18 protein-coding genes are annotated in these 18,751 nt (G+C 66.1%); 13 read left to right on the top strand and 5 right to left on the bottom strand.

Annotated elements, in window-relative coordinates:
- Positions 1-15: 15 nt before the first annotated feature.
- The 4 genes from DGN21_RS07500 to DGN21_RS07485 all read right to left on the bottom strand — a co-directional run bounded on the left by DGN21_RS07500 (position 16) and on the right by DGN21_RS07485 (position 3,238).
- On the bottom strand, positions 16-252 hold the full coding sequence (locus tag DGN21_RS07500; protein ID WP_024939344.1) for a SlyX family protein: 237 nt from the start codon (positions 250-252) through the stop codon (positions 16-18).
- A complete protein-coding gene (locus DGN21_RS07495; protein WP_024939343.1) occupies positions 245-1,594 on the bottom strand; it encodes a UDP-glucose/GDP-mannose dehydrogenase family protein in 1,350 nt (449 codons plus the stop codon). The genes DGN21_RS07500 and DGN21_RS07495 overlap by 8 nt, the downstream gene beginning before the upstream one ends.
- 24 nt (positions 1,595-1,618) lie before the next feature.
- Positions 1,619-2,590, bottom strand: a complete 972-nt coding sequence (locus tag DGN21_RS07490; protein WP_016901531.1) for an FKBP-type peptidyl-prolyl cis-trans isomerase — start codon at positions 2,588-2,590, stop codon at positions 1,619-1,621.
- Positions 2,591-2,680: 90 nt separating this feature from the next.
- On the bottom strand, positions 2,681-3,238 hold the full coding sequence (locus DGN21_RS07485; RefSeq protein WP_016901532.1) for a glutathione peroxidase: 558 nt from the start codon (positions 3,236-3,238) through the stop codon (positions 2,681-2,683).
- A 134-nt stretch (positions 3,239-3,372) separates the two neighbouring features.
- On the opposite strand from DGN21_RS07485, the gene DGN21_RS07480 reads away from it, so the two are divergent.
- From DGN21_RS07480 to DGN21_RS07450, 7 genes are all read left to right on the top strand, one after another.
- On the top strand, positions 3,373-3,621 hold the full coding sequence (locus tag DGN21_RS07480) for a hypothetical protein (RefSeq protein WP_024939341.1): 249 nt from the start codon (positions 3,373-3,375) through the stop codon (positions 3,619-3,621).
- A gap of 2 nt (positions 3,622-3,623) precedes the next feature.
- Positions 3,624-3,986 carry a GntR family transcriptional regulator gene (locus DGN21_RS07475; protein ID WP_003483692.1) on the top strand — a complete coding sequence of 121 codons (363 nt, stop codon included), beginning with the start codon at positions 3,624-3,626 and terminating at the stop codon, positions 3,984-3,986.
- The gene (locus DGN21_RS07470; RefSeq protein WP_046342254.1) at positions 3,983-4,858 is read left to right on the top strand and encodes an ABC transporter ATP-binding protein; all 876 of its coding nucleotides are present in this window, start codon (positions 3,983-3,985) and stop codon (positions 4,856-4,858) included. The genes DGN21_RS07475 and DGN21_RS07470 overlap by 4 nt, the downstream gene beginning before the upstream one ends.
- On the top strand, positions 4,855-5,841 hold the full coding sequence (locus tag DGN21_RS07465; RefSeq protein ID WP_039528074.1) for an ABC transporter permease: 987 nt from the start codon (positions 4,855-4,857) through the stop codon (positions 5,839-5,841). The genes DGN21_RS07470 and DGN21_RS07465 overlap by 4 nt, the downstream gene beginning before the upstream one ends.
- Positions 5,842-5,851: 10 nt before the next feature.
- The gene (locus DGN21_RS07460; protein WP_039528077.1) at positions 5,852-6,676 is read left to right on the top strand and encodes a DUF4097 family beta strand repeat-containing protein; all 825 of its coding nucleotides are present in this window, start codon (positions 5,852-5,854) and stop codon (positions 6,674-6,676) included.
- Between the two features lie 34 nt (positions 6,677-6,710).
- Positions 6,711-7,241, top strand: coding sequence for a DUF2884 family protein (locus tag DGN21_RS07455; protein WP_102252183.1), 531 nt, complete (start codon positions 6,711-6,713; stop codon positions 7,239-7,241).
- A 206-nt stretch (positions 7,242-7,447) separates the two neighbouring features.
- Positions 7,448-7,870: a hypothetical protein gene (locus tag DGN21_RS07450; protein ID WP_102252182.1), complete on the top strand. Its 423-nt coding sequence runs from the start codon at positions 7,448-7,450 to the stop codon at positions 7,868-7,870.
- A 120-nt stretch (positions 7,871-7,990) separates the two neighbouring features.
- On the opposite strand, the gene DGN21_RS07445 is transcribed toward DGN21_RS07450, so the two are convergent.
- On the bottom strand, positions 7,991-9,397 hold the full coding sequence (locus tag DGN21_RS07445) for a class II fumarate hydratase (RefSeq protein ID WP_104552771.1): 1,407 nt from the start codon (positions 9,395-9,397) through the stop codon (positions 7,991-7,993).
- Between the two features lie 289 nt (positions 9,398-9,686).
- Between DGN21_RS07445 and DGN21_RS07440 the strand changes: the two genes are divergently transcribed.
- From DGN21_RS07440 to DGN21_RS07415, 6 genes are all read left to right on the top strand, one after another.
- Positions 9,687-11,009: a hemolysin family protein gene (locus tag DGN21_RS07440; protein WP_252374697.1), complete on the top strand. Its 1,323-nt coding sequence runs from the start codon at positions 9,687-9,689 to the stop codon at positions 11,007-11,009.
- 36 nt (positions 11,010-11,045) lie between these two features.
- Positions 11,046-12,413, top strand: a complete 1,368-nt coding sequence (gene purB, locus DGN21_RS07435; RefSeq protein ID WP_102580983.1) for an adenylosuccinate lyase — start codon at positions 11,046-11,048, stop codon at positions 12,411-12,413.
- 58 nt (positions 12,414-12,471) lie between these two features.
- Positions 12,472-13,113: a DUF3060 domain-containing protein gene (locus DGN21_RS07430; protein ID WP_215825167.1), complete on the top strand. Its 642-nt coding sequence runs from the start codon at positions 12,472-12,474 to the stop codon at positions 13,111-13,113.
- Between the two features lie 192 nt (positions 13,114-13,305).
- Positions 13,306-14,793 (top strand): cupin domain-containing protein, encoded by a 1,488-nt coding sequence (locus tag DGN21_RS07425; protein WP_215825236.1) that lies wholly within the window; start codon positions 13,306-13,308, stop codon positions 14,791-14,793.
- The gene (locus DGN21_RS07420; RefSeq protein ID WP_184576814.1) at positions 14,790-15,707 is read left to right on the top strand and encodes a GNAT family N-acetyltransferase; all 918 of its coding nucleotides are present in this window, start codon (positions 14,790-14,792) and stop codon (positions 15,705-15,707) included. The genes DGN21_RS07425 and DGN21_RS07420 overlap by 4 nt, the downstream gene beginning before the upstream one ends.
- A 105-nt stretch (positions 15,708-15,812) precedes the next feature.
- Positions 15,813-18,716 carry a 2-oxoglutarate dehydrogenase E1 component gene (locus DGN21_RS07415; RefSeq protein WP_179464847.1) on the top strand — a complete coding sequence of 968 codons (2,904 nt, stop codon included), beginning with the start codon at positions 15,813-15,815 and terminating at the stop codon, positions 18,714-18,716.
- Positions 18,717-18,751: the final 35 nt, after the last annotated feature.

Raw genomic sequence — 18,751 nt, 5'->3', positions numbered from 1 at the left:
GGTGGCAATCTGCAATCAATAATGCGGAGGCGGCGGTTCATCCGCTGCGTCGGCAAACAACGTGGAGCGCACCTTGCCCAGATCCTCGAGCAGGTGGCGGATCAGTTCGGCATTGCGGGCGCCCGTCAAACGGGCGTCCGCAAGTGCTTCACTCAGTTCATTGAGCGCCTGCTCCTGAAAGGACAGGCGCGTTTCCAGTTCAACCAACCGCGCGTCCAGTTCCTGGTCGCGCGGCGAGAGTTGCTCATGCATGCAACGAACGGCCTCGTCCGATGGCGTAGTAGGCCAGACCTGCAGCTTCGATTTCCTGCGGGTCGTAAAGGTTGCGGCCGTCGAACACCACGTCGTCCTTCAAGGCCTGCTTGATCTTGCCGAAATCCGGGCTGCGGAACTGCTTCCACTCGGTGACCACGACCAGGGCGTCGGCGCCTTCCAGTGCGGCAAATGCCTCGTCGCAGAAGGTCAGGTCGTCGCGCTCGCCGAAGATGCGCTTGGCTTCATGGGTCGCTTCCGGGTCGTAGGCACGCACGGTGGCACCGGCTTCCCACAACTGCTCCATCAAACGGCGGCTGGACGCGGCACGCATGTCGTCGGTATTGGGCTTGAACGCCAGGCCCCACACCGCGAAGGTCTTGCCGGCAATGCTGCCGGTGCCTTCGGCGCCGTAATGCCGCTGCACCAGTTCGAACAGGTGCCCCTTCTGCGCGTTGTTGACGCTTTCCACCGCGTTGAGCAGGGTCGGCTCCATGCCGTACTGTTCGGCGGTCTTGGCCAGTGCCTGCACATCCTTCGGGAAGCACGAGCCGCCATAACCGGCGCCGGGATAGATGAAGTGCCAGCCGATGCGCGGATCCGAGCCGATCCCGTTACGCACGTGCTCGACGTCCGCACCGACGCGCTCGGCAATATTGGCGATCTCGTTCATGAAACTGATCTTGGTCGCCAGCATTGCGTTGGCCGCGTACTTGGTCAGCTCGGCCGAACGCACGTCCATCTCCACGATGCGGTCGCGGTTGCGGTTGAACGGCGCATACAGACGACGCATGCGGGCAATGGCCGCCGGCTTCTTGGCGCCGATCACGATGCGATCCGGACGCATGCAGTCGGCCACGGCGTCGCCTTCCTTGAGGAACTCGGGGTTGGAGACCACATCGAACTCATGGTCCACGCCGCGTGCGTCCAGCTCTTCCTGGATCGCCACGCGCACCTTGTCGGCGGTGCCGACCGGCACGGTGGACTTGTTGACGACCACCGAGGGGCCATCGATATGGCGACCGACGGTACGCGCAACCGCCAGCACGTACTGCAAGTCGGCACTGCCATCCTCGTCCGGCGGCGTGCCCACGGCGATGAAGGTGATTTCGCCGTGCGCAATCGCCTCGGCCGCATCGGTGGTGAAGCGCAACCGGCCAGAGGCGTGGTTGGCTTTCACCATCGGCTCCAGGCCAGGTTCATAGATGGGAATCACCCCACGATTGAGACCATCAACTTTCGCCTGGTCGATATCCACGCAGATAACGTGATGACCTACTTCCGCCAGACAGGTACCGGTGACAAGACCAACATAGCCGGTACCAAAGATCGCAACTCGCATGGGTGGGGGTACTCCTGTGGGGGATCAGGGAAGGATACCCATCAGTTCGACATCGAACGTCAACGTTGCGTCTGGTCCGATCGGCCCCCCCTGCGTGCCGTTCGGGCCATAGGCCAAGTTGGATGGAATCCAGAAACGGTATTTCGAACCGACCGGCATCAACGCGACGCCCTCGGTCCAACCTGCAATGACTTGATTCAGACCGAATTCGGCCGGCTGGCCGCGCTGGTAGGAGCTGTCGAACACCTGCCCGTTGAGCAGCTTGCCTTCATAGTTCACGCGCACCGTGTTGGTGGGCATCGGACGCTCCCCGCTGCCCTGGCGCAGCACCATGTACTGCAGGCCCGACGCGGTGGTGATCACGCCCTTCTCGGTCTTGTTCTTGGCCAGGAAGGCATTGCCTTCCTCGCGATTCTTGGCACCGGCGGCGCCCTGCTTGGCAGAGGCGAACGCCTGCATGGTGGCAGCGGCTTCCTGCTGGGTCAGACGCGTGGTGCCCTTGGCGAACACGGTGCGCACCGCTTCCATCAGGATCGACAGGTCGATCTCGTCCTTGATGCCGGCCAGCGACGGACCGACCGCGCGATCGCCGAGCATCAGGCCGACATTTTCCTTGGACGGCGCGGCCGGCGCGCTACCCGGCGCCATGCCCGGAACCTGCTGGCCGTTACGCGCCGCCAGCGCCGTGCGCAGTGCGGTGTCGGTGGCCTGGGTCTGCTCGTCGGACAACAGCGGCTTGCCGCCCTTGAATGCATTCTCGATGGCGCGTTGCAGTGCGCTCACATCGATGTCCTGGGCAATCGGCTCGAACGAACGTGCCACGTCCATACCGATGGCGTAGCTGACGTTGTCGCGCGTGCTCTTCTCAGACGATGCATTCAAAACTGGCTTCTCCTTGGTGGCCGCTGCGGCCGGTTGCTGCGACATCGCCGGCATCGATGCCGACAGTGCCACCATCAGTAGCGACGCCGCCGCGCCGCGCTTTCCCATCTTCATTCGATGCACTTCCCGAAAGTGAAAAGACACGCCGACGCCGGCGCTGAATGCGCATTGTCGCATGTGCGCGTGGCCTTGCGAGCGCCGTGCTCAGCGCGACGGCGCGTTGAGCTCGCGTTCGATTGCCGCCAGCACGCTCGGATCGTCCGGTTTGATCTTGCTGGGGAACTGCGCCACCACCCGTCCATTGCGCCCGATCAGGTACTTGTGGAAGTTCCAGCCCGGCGCCACACCCGTGGCCTGGGTCAGGCGCTGATAAAGCGGCGTGGCCTGTGCACCCAGCACATGCACCTTCTCAAACATCGGGAACTTGACGCCATAGGTCAGCGTGCAGAATTCCTGGATCTGCTTCTCAGATCCGGGTTCCTGCCCCTGGAAATCGTTGGACGGAAAGCCCAGCACCGAAAAACCGCGGCTGCCGAAGCGCTGGTTGAGCGCCTCCAGCCCTTCGTACTGCGGCGTGTAGCCGCACTTGCTGGCGGTATTGACCACCATCAGCACCTTGCCGCCGTAGGTACGGTTCAGGTTGATTGGCGCCTTGCCGGCCAGCGGCCGGTAGTCCAGATCCAGCACCGGCGCGCCGGCGGCCAGCGCCGAGGCGGAGAAAAAGCCAGCGAATACAACGACCAGCAGACGCTTGAGCAACATGAGCGATCCCTTTCGATAGGTCCGGGCCACCCGCCGACGCGGGGTGCCATCAGTTGGGTATGACAGGCAGTTGACTGCCTGCGTGTCGGTGTTATAGTTGAATACAACACCAGTCATCCAACGCAGGGGAAAGCATGAACAGCACACGCTTCACGCGACCAGCTCCATTGCTGCTGTTCGGCAGCGCCCTGTTCGCCATTGGTTGCCTGGGAGCCGCTTCCAGTCAGGTCACGGAATCCGGCGCCGATTATGGCGTGTCGGAGGCGGTTACGGAAAACGCGACAACTCCCCCCGAGGCGCGCACCCGGCCCAGCCGGCACCTGCGCGCTTCGCTGTCGATGCCCTATTTCTCCTTCGCGCAGGTTCTGCGCCCACGGAGCTGACCATGAACGACATCCAATGGAGCGACGGCGCTCCCATCTACCGCCAACTCAAGGAACGGGTGATTGCCATGATGCTCGATGGAATCCTCAAGCCTGGCGACGCCCTGCCCTCGGTACGGCAGGTGGCGGCCGACTACCAACTCAATCCCATCACCGTCTCGCGCGCCTACCAGGAACTGGCTGACGAGAACCTGGTGGAGAAACGCCGCGGCCTGGGCATGTTCATGACCCCGGAGGCCGCACAGAAATTGCGCGGCAGCGAGCGCGAGCGTTTCCTGAATGAAGAATGGCCCGCAGTGCTGGAACGCATCCAGCGCCTGGGACTGTCCATCGACGATCTGTTGCCACAGGGAAAAACACCATGACCGCCGTCTCCTCCGACCATGTGGTCGACGCACGTGGCCTGCGCAAGGCTTACAAGCATCGGCTCGCGCTGGACAACACCAGCTTCACCATCGCCGCCGGGCGTATCGTCGGCCTGATCGGCCCCAACGGCGCCGGCAAGACCACTGCGCTCAAGGCGGTGCTGGGGCTGACCGATTTCGATGGCGACCTGAGCGTGCTCGGCATGGATCCGCGCACCCAGCGCAACGCACTGATGAACGAGGTCTGCTTCATCGCCGACGTGGCGGTACTGCCGCGCTGGCTGCGGGTTGGCGAGGCGATCGACTTCGTCGCCGGCGTGCACCCGCGCTTCGATCGCGCCAAGTGCGAGCGCTTCCTGGCCAATACGCAGCTCAACCGCAAGTCGCGGGTGCGCGAGTTGTCCAAGGGCATGATCGTGCAGCTGCATCTGGCGCTGGTGATGGCCATCGATGCCCGCATCCTGGTGCTGGACGAGCCGACGCTGGGCCTGGACATCCTGTATCGCAAGCAGTTCTACCAACGCCTGTTGGAGGACTACTTCGACGAGCAGAAGACCATCATCGTCACCACCCACCAGGTCGAAGAGATCGAACACATCCTCACCGATGTGATGTTCATCCGCGACGGCCGCATTGTGCTGACCGCCGACATGGAAAACGTGGCCGAGCGATACACCGAAGTGCTGGTGGGTGCTGAGCATCTCGACGCCGCCAGAGGCCTGCAGCCGATCGACGAGCGCAGCCTCCCATTTGGCAAGACCGTGATGCTGTTCGATGGCGTGCCGAAAGCGCAGCTCGCCCGTTTTGGCGAAACCCGCAATCCCGGCCTTGCCGACCTGTTCGTTGCGGTCATGAAGGGGACCTACGCATGAATGCACTCACCCACCAAGCTTCTCCCGCACGCACGTTCGGCTGGCTGCTCAAACGCGAGTACTGGGAACACCGTGGCGGTTTCGTCTGGGCACAGATCATCACCGGCGGCATCGCGGTGTTCTTCGCGCTGCTGGGCGCGGTGATCGGCGCGATCAGCGCGCGTCGCAACATGATCGGCGACAGCATCACGATGGACGATCTGGCCGAATACACGCGCACCCTGGGCCAGGTCGGCGACGGCCTGCTGCTCGGCGGCATCGGCATCGCCTCGGTGGTCCTGGCGTTCGTGGTGTTCTTCTATTCGCTGGGCAGCCTGTACGACGACCGCCGCGACCGCAGCGTGCTGTTCTGGAAATCGCTGCCGGTGTCCGATGTGCAGACGGTGCTGTCCAAGGCCGCCTGGGCGCTGTTGCTGGCGCCGCTGATCGCCATCGTGATCGGCGTGCTGGTCGGCCTGGCACTGTGGCTGATCGCCATCGTGGGCGCCTCGATCGCCGGCGTCCCCAGCCCCTGGGCCCTGGCGACCCATTCGCACCCGTTCTCGTTGCTGTGGCTGTTGCTGAAGACCGTGCCGATGAGTCTGCTGTGGGCGTTGCCGACAGTGGGCTGGCTGATGTTCTGCTCGGCCTGGGCCACCAGCAAGCCGTTCCTGTGGGCGGTGCTGTTCCCGCTGCTGGCCTGCGTGATGCTGAGCATCCTCTCGGCGATGCCGGGTATCTCGCTGCCGATCGGCTGGATCTGGTACATCGTCGGCTACCGCGGCCTGCTCAGCGCCCTGCCCGGCACCTGGTCGCCGCGCGCGGTCAGCGGCAACCTCGACAGCAGCGCGATGCAGAACCCCAGCGATCTGGTGCAGTGGGCGCTGCAGCACACCGACAGCGCACGGGTCTACGGCAATCCGGACATCTGGATCGGCGCTGCAATCGGCGTTGCCCTGATCGCCGCCTCCATCTACCTGCGCCGTCGGCGCTCCGAAGCCTGAAGGACATCCCATGCGTCGTCTGCTGAGTCTGGCCATCCTGTTCGCCGTGCCCGGCGCTGCGTTTGCCGAGGAGCAATGCAAGTTCTCCGAACCGCGCAGCCTGGAGTTGAAACTGAGCGGAGTGAAGTCGGTGCTGTTCGAGGTCGGCTCCAACGACCTGCATCTGGACGCTGCGCCGGGCAACGGCGGGCGTTTGGGCGGCCGCGCCTGCGCGGCCAGGGCCGAGCTGCTCAAGGGCCTGACCGTCACCCAGAAGCGGGTCGGCGACAAGCTGGTGGTGACGCTGGCCGATGACCGCCCGCTGCGCATCTCCATCGGCGACAGCTATTCGTACCTGGACCTGCGCGGCAGCGTGCCGGACACGCTGCTGGTGCAGTTCGACGTGGGCTCCGGTGACGCCGAGATCAGCGGCGCTGCGGCCGTGAGTGCCGATGTCGGTTCCGGCGACATGGCCATCCGCCGCACCAGGGGCCGGGTCACCGCCAAGGTCGGTTCCGGCGATATCGAACTGGAAGAGATGGGGTCGCTGCGCGTGCTGGCGGTCGGCTCGGGCGATCTCAAGGCCAGGCAGGTGCATGGCGCGGCGGAGGTCGGCAAGGTCGGTTCGGGCGACGTCAAGCTGCGCGGCGTGGCAGGCAACGTCAAGTTCGGCACGATCGGCTCCGGCGATGTCGACATCGACGATGTGCAAGGCGATGTCGGCGTGGAGGCGGTCAACTCCGGCGCCCTGAGCGTGCACAAGGTGCGCGGCGATGTCAGCGTCGCGCGCAAGGGCAGCGGCGATATCGACGTCAGCGATGTGGCCGGCACCACCCGCGTGCCGACCGACAACTGACCACTGCATTGACCATTCGAGAGGGGGACGGCTGATGAAACTGTTGATTTGTGCGGTATTGGTGGGTGCGCTGCTAGTGGGTTGCGGCAAGTCCGAACCCACGGTCGTGGTGTCGGGCAAGACCAACGCGAACGGGGTGATCTTCAACGGCAAGAGCCTGACGCTCCACCGCGACGGCCTGCCCGCGGCCACCATCGGCGTGGATGGCGCGCTCAGCATCGCTGGCAAGCCGGTGAGCCTGAACGATGCGCAGCGCCAGGCGATGCGCGGTTTCTACGTGCAGATCCAGGGCGTCGCCGATAAAGGCATCGACATCGGCACGCAGGGCGCGGCCTTCGGTGCGCATGCCGCTGGCGAAGCGCTCAAGGGTGTGCTCAGCGGCAACACCGACCAGATCGGCGACAAGATCGAAGCGCAGGCGGAAACCTTCAAACACACTGCGATGCAGATCTGCGATCAGCTGGCCAAGCTGCGCAACGCGCAGGACGCCGCCGCGCAACTGGTGCCGGCATTCGCGCCGTACTCGACCCTCAGCCAGCACGATGTCGACGACTGCCGCAAGTAAGCGCGGCCTTGATCGCCGCTGCGCCCACATCGACGGGCGCAGCGGCTGACCGGAAACCGGATGGATCGTCACACCGATTGCTGCGCGCACGCCAGGCACCCAACATCGGCCTGCGACATCTTGTCAGCCGCGCCATGTGCCGCAGGCACCGATCGGCTGGCCGGAGCGGGATTACACTAGTGCGCTCCCCTGAATCCGGCGACCCCATGAACAAGTTGGTGATGCTCTGCATGGCGCTCCTGCTATGCGCCCTGACTGCCTGCGGCGACCAGTCGTCGCGGCGCGCCGAACGCGGCAAGCCGCGCGTTGCCATCACCACCCAGTCGGTGATGATCCGCCGCCCACCGGCCGCCAATGCGGAAATCACCCCGGACGGCACGCTGAAGATCGACGATATCGCGCTGCCGCAGAAAGAGCCGACGCGCGCCAAGTTGCAGCTGCTGTTCGGGCACCTGCAGATGCTGCGCCAGCAGGCCATCAACGAGGCTGGCGCGGATCCGGAGTACAAGTCGATCAAGCTGACGGCCACGCCGGAGATCCAGAAGCTCAGCGGCGAATTGCTCGATGAAATCCCGTCGCTGCAGCCGTATCGCGAGAGCTTCGGCAACGTGCAGGCCGAGCGGCACTGAGTCCTGGCGACGCCGCGGATTCGCGCAAAGCCGTGTAGGAGCGCACCTGGGCGCGACGGGGCGTTGTCGATAAAGCCCCATCGCGCCCAGGTGCGCTCCTACGCACGCACGCTGCGGTGGTCAGCCACCGCCGCCCGTGCTGCCGGCCTGGATGCCACCGCGGGTCAGCGCAGCCGGATCCAGCAAACGGCGCAGATCCGCCTCGCTGAGTCCGCTGTCTTCCAGCGCCACGTCCAGCACCGGGCGCTGTTCCTTGTAGGCACGCTTGGCGATCGCCGCGGCCTTCTCGTAGCCGATGATCGGGTTGAGCGCGGTGACCAGGATCGGATTGCGGTCCAGTGCCTCGCGCACGCGCTCCTGGCGCACCTTCAACCCGGCAATCGCGCTATCGGCCAGCAGCCGCGCCACATTGCCCAGCAAGTTGATCGAATCCAGCAGGTTGTAGGCGATCAACGGCAGCGTCACGTTCAACTGGAAGTTGCCGGTCTGCCCGGCCACGGTGATCGCGGTGTGGTGGCCGATCACCTGCGCGCAGGCCATCACGGTGGCTTCGGGAATCACCGGGTTGACCTTGCCCGGCATGATCGAACTGCCCGGCTGCAGCGCCGGCAACTCGATCTCGCCCAGCCCGGCCAGGGGGCCGGCATTCATCCAGCGCAGGTCGTTGGCGATCTTGATCAATGCCACCGCCAGCGCATTGAGCTGACCGGACAACTCCACCGCGTCGTCCTGCGCAGCCAGGCCTTCGAACTTGTTGTCCGCACTCTCGAACTTGAACTTGCTCAGGCCCGACAAGGCCTTGGCCACCTTGCCGCCAAAACGCGGATCGGCATTGATGCCGGTGCCGATCGCGGTGCCGCCCAGCGGCAGCCGGCGCAGGCGCTTGAGGGCATCGTCGATGCGCTCCTGCGCCGAACTCAGCTGCGCCGACCATGCACCGAATTCCTGGCCGAAGGTCAGCGGCATCGCATCCATCAGATGCGTGCGCCCGGTCTTGACAACCTTGTCCAGCCCCTTGCCGCGCTTGTCGATGGTCTTGCGCAGATGCTTGAGCGCCGGCTGCAGGTGTTCCTGCACCGCCAGCAGCGCCGACACCCGGATCGCGGTGGGCACCACGTCGTTGGAACTCTGCCCGAGATTGACGTGATCGTTGGGATGCACCGCGTCCTTGCCGGCGCGCGTGGCCAGCGTGGCGATCACCTCGTTGGCATTCATGTTGGACGAGGTGCCCGAGCCGGTCTGGTAGACGTCGATCGGAAACTGGGCGTCATGCGTGCCATCGGCGACCTGCAGCGCCGCGTCCTGCACGGCCTTGCCGATCGACTTGGGCAGCAGGCCGAGTTCGGCATTGACGCCGGCCGCAGCGGCCTTGATCAGCCCCAGCGCGCGGATGAAGCCACGCGGCATCGGCTGGCCGGACACCGGAAAATTCTGCACGGCACGCTGGGTCTGCGCGCCCCACAAGGCATCGGCGGGCACCTGCAGCTCACCCATGCTGTCGTGTTCGGTCCTGAAACGTTCGCTCATCTGCACTCTCCGCACATGGTTGGTTTGTGGTGATGGATGGCTGGCAGCGGGCGTACCCACGCTGGCGATGCTGCCTACGATACCCGCTCGCAGCGTTGCGACCGTGTCGTCGCAAGCCCTGGGCTAGACTGCCCAATGATCCATACGAGGTACCACGCCGCCATGGGCGACGACCCTGACTGTAGAAACGCATCGTTTGCGTCTTGCTTGCCTGCACACTACCCCGGCACCGACGCGCAGCCGCTGACATACCGCGGGTCTGCCGCTACGCGCCATGGAGGCGGACGCCATGTTGGGTAACGTGCTGCTGTTGTTCGTCGCATTGCTGCTGGTGCTGTTGAACGGCTTCTTCGTCGCCGCCGAGTTCGCGCTGGTCAAGCTGCGCCACACGCAGGCGGTGGGCCTGGCGCAGAACAATGGTTGGCGTGGGCGGTTGTTGCTCGGGGTACATGCGCATCTGGATGCCTACCTGTCGGCGTGCCAGCTCGGCATCACCCTGGCCTCGCTCGGCCTGGGCTGGGTCGGCGAGCCGGCCTTCGCGCATCTGCTGCAGCCGTTGTTCGATACCGCCGGCCTGTCGCCGGAAGCGGCACAGTTCACCGCACTGGCGATTGCCTTCAGCCTGATTTCGTTCCTGCACATCGTGCTGGGCGAACTGGCGCCCAAGACCATGGCGATCCGCCGCCCGGAGCGGATGTCGCTGTGGACCGCCGCGCCGCTCTACGTGTTCTATTGGCTGATGTACCCGGCGATCTGGGTGCTCAACACCAGCGCCAACCGCCTGCTGCGGGTGCTGGGCTGGGGCGATGTGGAGCACCAGTCGCATCGCTATTCGCGCGAGGAGCTGATGCTGATCGTCGGCCGCCAGGATCCCAACGCCGCCACGCCCGATCACGGGCTGGCCCTGATGAGCCATGCACTGGAACTGCCCGACCTGGTCGCCGGCGACCTGATGCGTCCGCGCGAGCACCTGCGCAGCCTGCGCGAAGGCATGACGCTGGAATCGGTGCTGGCCGAGTTCAGCGAGTCGCGCTACAGCCGCTACCCGTGGTTCGACGCCGATGGCGAGCAGGTGCTGGGCATCCTGCATACCAAGGATCTGTTGGTGGCGATGGCACGCAGCCAGGATCTGGACGATCTGCGCCCGTTGCTACGCCCGCCCACCCTGCTGACCCTGGAAACCCCGATCCCCAGCGCGCTGGAGCAGTTCCGCACCGGCACCACCCATCTGGCGCTGTGCGTGGGGGAGGAGGGCCGCATCCTGGGCTTTTTCACCCTGGAAGACCTGCTGGAAGTGGTGGTCGGCGAGATCGAGGACGAGCACCGCCACGTGGTACGCGATGCCCCGATCCGCAGCCAGGATGGCTCGCTGCTGGTGGCCGGCAGCACCTCGATCTTCCGCCTGGAACGTCTGCTGGGCCAGGACCTGAGCGCGCCGGACCACGTCAATTCGGTCGGCGGGCTGATCGTGCACCAATTGCAGCGGCTGCCCGAAGAAGGCGAAACCCTGGAGCTGGACGGCCACGCACTGACGGTGCGGCGCATGGCCGGGCACCGGATCCAGGCCATCACGGTGCGGCCAATCGGCGAAGCCGGCGCCGGGGCGGCGTAGAATACGCACCCCCGCCAGCCTCCCAGTGCCCTGCCCATGTCGGATTCCGCCCTGCTCGCCCTGTCCCCGCTCGACGGCCGCTACGCTTCCAAAGTGGATGCGCTGCGCCCGATCTTCTCCGAATACGGCCTGATCAAGGCGCGGGTCAAGGTCGAGATCGAATGGCTGCTGGCATTGGCCGCCGAGCCGGGCATCGCCGAGCTGGCGCCATTCTCGGCCGCCGCCACCCAGACCCTGCGCCGCCTGGCCGACGACTTCAGCGTCGGCGATGCCGCGCGGGTCAAGCAGATCGAGCGCACCACCAACCACGACGTCAAGGCGGTGGAATACTTCATCAAGGAACAGCTCAAGGACGATGCCGAGCTGGGCCCGGCACTGGAATTCGTGCATTTCGCCTGCACCAGCGAGGACATCAACAACCTCAGCTATGGCCTGATGCTGGAACAGGCGCGCCGCGAGGTGCTGCTGCCCACGCTGGACGGCATCACCGCCAGCCTGCGCACCCTCGCCCATGCCCAGGCCGGCCAGCCGATGCTGTCGCGCACGCATGGCCAGACCGCCTCGCCCACCACGCTGGGCAAGGAAATCGCCAATGTGGTCGCGCGCCTGGAGCGGCAGCGCAAGCAGATCGCCGCGGTCGAACTCACCGGCAAGATCAACGGCGCGGTCGGCAACTACAACGCGCACCTGGTGTCGTACCCGGAGCTGGACTGGGCCGGGTTCGCGCAGCGCTTCGTCGAAAGCCTGGGCCTGGTGTTCAACCCCTACACCACCCAGATCGAGCCGCACGACAACGTGGCCGAAATCGGCGACGCCAGCCGCCGCGTCAACACCATCCTGATCGACCTGTCGCGCGACATCTGGGGCTACATCTCGCTGGGCTACTTCAAGCAGAAGCTCAAGGAAGGCGAAGTCGGCTCCTCGACCATGCCGCACAAGGTCAACCCGATCGACTTCGAAAATGCCGAAGGCAACTTCGGCATCGCCAATGCGCTGTTCGAACACTTTTCCGCCAAGCTGCCGATCAGCCGCTGGCAGCGCGACCTCACCGACTCCACCGTGCTGCGCGCGCTCGGCACCGCGTTCGGCCATACCCAGGTCGCGCTGGATTCGCTGGCCAAGGGCCTGGGCAAGCTGACCGTCAATCCCGAACGCCTGGATGCCGATCTGGATGCGGCCTGGGAAGTACTGGCCGAAGCCGTGCAGACGGTGATGCGTCGCCACGGCCTGCCCAACCCCTACGAGCAGCTCAAGGCGCTGACCCGCGGCCAGGGCATCACTGCCGCGTCCATGCAGGCCTTTGTCGAGAGCCTGCAGTTGCCGGAGCAGGACAAGCAGCGGCTGCGGGCGCTGACACCGGGTGCCTACACCGGGCTGGCCGAACAGCTGGCGCGCGCGATCTAAGCAGCGGTATCCATCCACCGGTATCACGCCCTTGTATCCAGCTGTCAGGAGTATCGCCATGGCATTGCGCGCGCTGCTGTCTGTCTCCCTGCTTGCGTCGGTGGCCTGCGGATTGCTGGCCTGCGGGAAGCAGGCCACTCCCGACTCGCAGCCCGACTCCGCCGCTGCCGTGCCGCGCGCGCCGGCCGGCGTGACGGCCGCACCGGTTCCGTCTGTTCCGTCGGTTCCGTCGGTTCCGTCGGTTCCGAGCATGGACGGCGCCACCCAGGTCGCCAGCAATGGCGAGCGGCCGACACTGATGGTCACCTCGACCAGCGGCACGGTCAGCTGCGACGGCCATAACGTCGATCTGACCGGCCAGAACGCCAATCTGGTCCTCAAGGGTGACTGCGGCACGATCGCAGTGCTGGGCCAGCATGCGATCGTGCAGATCGAGCGCGCCGAGGCAGTGCGCATGGTCGGCAACGATGCCCAGGTCACCCTCGCCGGCGATGCCAGCACCATCGAACTGTTCAGCCGCACCTCCACGCTCAAGGCCGGCCGCATCGGTACGCTGCTGGTGCCGGGCGACGACAACCAGGTACGGGCGGAGGCGATCGCCTCCGCCACACTGCACGGCCGCGGCAACCGCATCACCCAGCAATCCGGCACTGCGATGGTCAACGACTACGGCAGCAACAACCAGATCTCCACCCGCTGATCTGCTGACACCGAGACACCCAGGTGCATCCCCGACCGTGCATGGCCCGGACGCGCACCGCAACCTTACCGCGACACCCGCATGCAAGGCAGCGCATGGCGGGCTGGGCGACAATAAGCCACCTCGCCGGCCGCACCGCGCCGGCCCTCCAGTCGGACCCGTGACACCATGAAAAAGACCCCCGCAAAAAAGATCGCCGCCAGGAAAGGCGCGCCACTGCCCTTCGAGATCCATGCCACCCGCGACCAGCCGCTGGGCATGCCGCTCGAGCGCTTCCTGCGCAACTACTGGCACAAGCACCCGCTGCTGATCCGCAACGCGTTTGCGGAGTTCCAGTCCCCGCTGCAGCCTGAAGACCTGGCCGGCCTGGCCTGCGAAGACGGCGTGCTGGCACGCCTGATCAGCCACGACCGCGCCACCGACGACTGGAACGTGCGCACCGGCCCGTTCCAGGAAACCGACTTCCCCGGCCTGCCCGACCATGACTGGACCCTGCTGGTGCAGGACGTGGACAAGTGGGACGCCGACGTCCGCGCGCTGCTGGAACAGTTCCGCTTCCTGCCGCGCTGGCGCATCGACGACATCATGATCAGCTTCGCCGCCACCGGCGGCTCGGTCGGCGCGCATGTCGACCATTACGACGTGTTCCTGCTGCAGGGCCAGGGCCACCGCCGCTGGCAGATCGACGCACGCGCGCAGCAGGGCCGCAAGGCCGCGCCGCTGGCGTTCCGCGACGATGTCGAGCTCAAGCTGCTGCGCGACTTCAAGCCCACCCACGACTGGGTGCTGGGCCCGGGCGACATGCTGTACCTGCCGCCACTGGTGCCGCACCACGGCGTGGCCGAAGACGCCTGCCTGACCTTCTCCATCGGCACCCGCGCGCCGTCCTCGGCCGAGCTGATCGGCGACTACCTGGACACCTTGATCGCCGATGCCGACGAGGCCGTGCGCTATCACGACGAAGACCTCAAGGTGCCGGCCGATCCGTACGAGATCGACGTCACCGCGATGAACCGCGTGGTCGAAGCGCTCAACGCGCTGCGCATGAACGATCCGGATCGCCTGGGCGACTGGTTCGGCCGCTTCATGACCACCTACCGCGCCTCCGGCGACGTGGTGCCGGCACCCGAACCGATCCCCCGCGAGGCGGTCGAGCAGGCGCTGGAAGAAGGCGTGCTGCTGCACCGTCACCCCTGGTCGCGGCTGGCCTGGCGGCGTGCCAAGCGTGGCGCCACCCTGTTCTGCAGCGGCCTGGAATTCCCGCTGTCGGCCAAGGATGCCGCACGTCTGGCCGCAGCCGAAGAGATCGACGGTGCGCTGTATGCGCAGCTGTCCAACCGTGGCCGCGAGGTGGTGCTGGAGCTGCTGGCGCAGGGCCATTACCAGCGCGCCCACGAGGACGCGGAGGACGACATTGAGGACATCGACGACGACCAGGCCCACGTCCTGAGCCTGTCGGGCGACCACGACGATGCCGACGCCGGGGCCGACACGCCGGACGCGGACGATGACATCGACGCCGAAGCCGACGTCGAGCAGGTCGCCGACGCCGCGGACGGCCCGGCCCAGGTTGAGGAGGCCGAACAAGGCGAGGATGCCGACCAGGACGACGACAGCGGGCTGGCCGACGACGACGCGGCATCGGACGCTGACGACGACGGGTCCGACCAGCGCGCATGAGTTCCCAGGCCGGGCCGCAGATCGTCTCGGTGGAGGCGGCGTCCGACGCCGCAGCCCTGCGTGCGCTGCGCCTGGCCTGCGGTACCGGCAGCACCGCCGACTGGGACGCCCTGGACCCGCTCAGCCTGCACCTGGCGCTGCGCAGCGAGGACGGCCAGTTGATCGGCTCGGTGCGGCTGACGGCAGATCGGCGCATCGACCGGCTCGGCGTGCTGCCGGGCTGGCGCCGCCGCGGCCTGGCCGACCGGTTGCTCGCAGCCGCCGTCGCCAGCGCGCAACAACGCGGCTGGCCCGGCCTGCAAACCCGTGTGAACACAGACGCCGAGGCCGTGTTCGCACGCCTGGGCTTCCTGCCGGACACCTCTTCCGACCGGCACCCCGCTAGCGCGGCAACGGCGGACGATCGTCCGGGCAGGCCGCTGCACCGCCGTCTCGACGGCCCGATGGCGGTGGACGACCTGCGCGCGGCCCTGGCCGCCACCACCGGCCTGCTGTACGCCGCACGCCGCCAGGTGCTGATCTATACGCGGGCACTGGATCCACCGCTGTTCGACAACCCCGCAGTGCTCGATGCGCTGCGCCGCTTTGCCACCGCCCGCCACGACAAGCGCGTGCAGGTGCTGGTGCAGGACACCGCCGTCGCGGGCGCCAACAGCAGCGCGATGCTGCGGCTGGCCCAGCGCCTGCCCAGCGTGTTCCGCTTCCGTGCGGTCAGCGATCCGGTCGATGCCAGCTATGCGTCGGCCTATGTGGTGGGCGATGACGCCTACTACTTTCGTCCAACAGGCCATCGCTTCGACGATGGCGAAACCTGGCTGTCGGGCGCGGCGCGCAGCCGCCAGCTGGAGCGCGAATTCGCGCAGATATGGGAGCGCAGCGCGCTTTGGAACGAACCGCGCGCACTCGGCATCTGAGACCGCAGCGCCCTTCGCACGTAGGCGCCAGGCGGTTGCACCTACCCGTCCGGTCAGCTGGCAGACGCCCCCTCACTAGCGCAAGGGGGTATAATTTTTCGAGATTTGAGACCGACCGACAGGGCATCTCGCCCCGCCGCTTCCGCACAATCATCCCCACAGCAGACCCGACTTACCATCGTGGATAATCTCCTAAAGCAGTTCGCACAGTCATCGCAGCTCGCCGGCGGCAACGCCGCCTATATCGAGGATCTGTACGAGCAGTACCTCGTCGCCCCGGACAGTGTTGACCCGAAGTGGAAGAGCTATTTCGATGGCTTCAAGGGTCGCGATGCCGGTGATGTGCCGCACTCGGCAGCCATTGCCCACATCCTCACCGCCTCCAAGCAGGCTGCCAACGCGGGCACCGGCGCAGCGGCCAGTGACGAGCGCGAGCGCAACGTCGGCCGCCTGATCACCGCCTACCGTGCACGTGGCCACCTCGGCGCGCAGCTCGATCCGCTCGGCCTGACCCCGCCGGTCAACCCGCCCGACCTGGACCTGCCGTTCCACAGCCTGTCGCAGGCGGATCTGGACAGCGAGTTCAGCACCGGCGGCGTCGGCGGCCAGCCGCGCATGAAGCTGAAGGACCTGCTGGCCCGCCTGAAGGCGACCTACGCCAGCACCATCGGCGCAGAGTTCATGCACATCCAGGAATTCGACCAGCGCCAGTGGATCTACAAGCGCCTGGAAGATGCCGGCGGCAAGATCGCCGGCGACGCGGCCAGCCGCAAGCGCACGCTGGAGCGGCTCACAGCCGCCGAAGGCCTGGAGCGCTACCTGCACACCAAGTACGTCGGCCAGAAGCGCTTCTCGCTGGAAGGCGGCGACGCGCTGATCCCGATGATGGACGAGATCATTCGCCAGTCCGGCAACGATCAGGTCAAGGACATCGTGATCGGCATGGCCCACCGCGGCCGCCTCAACGTGCTGGTCAATACGCTGGGCAAGAACCCGCGCAAGCTGTTCGACGAGTTCGAAGGCAAGTTCGAGCACGCCCACGACGACCGCGCCCACACCGGCGACGTCAAGTACCACATGGGCTTCTCGGCCGACATCGCGGTCGGTGGCGACAAGCAGGTGCATCTGGCGCTGGCCTTCAACCCCTCGCACCTGGAAATCGTCGACCCGGTCGTGGTCGGCAGCGTGCGTTCGCGTCAGGAACGCTTCGGCGATGCCGAGCGCAAGAGCGTGCTGCCGATCCTGATCCACGGCGATGCCGCATTCGCCGGCCAGGGCGTGGTGATGGAACTGTTCCAGATGTCGCAGGCGCGCGGTTTCGCCGTCGGTGGCACCGTGCACATCGTGGTCAACAACCAGATCGGCTTCACCACCAGCGCCCGCGACGACGCCCGTTCCACGCTGTACTGCACCGACGTGGCCAAGATGATCGGCGCGCCGGTCTTCCACGTGAACGGCGACGACCCGGATGCGGTGATGTTCGTGTCCAAGCTGGCCTACGAATTCCGCCAGCAGTTCAAGAAGGACGTGGTCATCGACCTGGTCTGCTACCGCCGTTGGGGCCATAACGAGGCCGACGAACCGGCAGCGACCCAGCCGGTGATGTACCAGACCATCCGCAAGCACAAGACCACCCGCGAGCTGTACGCCGCCAAGCTGGAAAGCGACGGCGTGCTGAGCGCCGACGAGGCCAAGGCTCTGGTCGACGGTTACCGCAACAAGCTCGATTCGGGCGAATACACCACCGAACTGGCGACGCGCAAGCCGGACGAATTCGCCATCGACTGGTCCAAGTATCTGGTCGGCACCGCTGCCGATCCGGTCGACACCCGCGTCAAGCGCGAGCAGCTGGACCGTCTGGCCAAGCTGATCACCACGATTCCGGAAGGCGTCGAGCTGCATGCGCGCGTCGGCAAGATCTACGACGACCGCGTCAAGATGGCGGCCGGCGAGCAGGCCGGCGACTGGGGCTTTGCCGAAAACCTGGCCTATGCCACCTTGCTGGCCGAAGGCCACAAGCTGCGCCTGGTCGGCCAGGACGCCGGTCGCGGCACGTTCTTCCACCGTCACGCGATCCTGCATGACCAGAAGACCGACAGCTATCACCTGCCGCTGCGCCAGCTGGTGCAGAACCCCGAAGACGCCACCATCATCGACTCGCTGCTCAGCGAAGAAGCGGTGATGGGCTTCGAATACGGTTACTCCACCACCGACCCGAATGCGCTGTGCATCTGGGAAGCGCAGTTCGGCGACTTCGCCAACGGCGCGCAGGTGGTGATCGACCAGTTCATCGCCGCTGGCGAAGCCAAGTGGGGCCGCATCGCGGGCCTGTCGCTGTTCCTGCCGCACGGCTATGAAGGCCAGGGCCCGGAGCACAGCTCCGCGCGTCTGGAGCGCTTCCTGCAGTTGTGCGCGCTGGAGAACATGCTGGTCTGCGTGCCGACCACGCCGGCGCAGTGCTTTCACATGATCCGCCGCCAGATGCGCATGACCACCCGCAAGCCGCTGGTGGTGATGACGCCCAAGTCGTTGCTGCGCCACAAGCTGGCGGTATCGAGCCTGGAAGAACTGGCCGAGGGCGAGTTCCAGCATCTGATTCCCGACGCCAAGGCCGATGCCGGCAAGGTCAAGCGCGTGGTGCTGTGCTCGGGCAAGGTCTATTACGACCTGCTCGAAGACCAGACCAAGCGTGGCCAGGACGACGTCGCCATCCTGCGCGTGGAGCAGCTGTATCCGTTCCCGCGTGCGCAGCTGGCCGCCGAGCTCAAGGCCTATGCCAACGCCACCGACGTGGTGTGGTGTCAGGAAGAACCGCAGAACCAGGGTGCGTGGTATCAGATCCGCCACCACCTGAACTTCTGCCTGGCCAGCGGCCAGAGCCTGCATTACGCCGGCCGTGCCCGTTCGCCCTCGCCTGCCGCCGGCCATATGGCCGACCACATCGTCGAACAGCAGAAGCTGGTCGCCGATGCGCTCCTCAATCCGTTCAACGACCAAGTCGCTGAATAACTCACCTTCCCCAAAGAACGAAAACCCTAGGACGC

Source organism: Xanthomonas sp. MLO165 (genome assembly GCF_018831305.1).
GTDB classification, from domain to species: Bacteria; Pseudomonadota; Gammaproteobacteria; order Xanthomonadales; family Xanthomonadaceae; genus Xanthomonas; species Xanthomonas arboricola.
The sequence above is the reverse complement of the archived record's forward strand: the minus strand, read 5'-3'. Positions and strand labels throughout refer to the sequence as shown.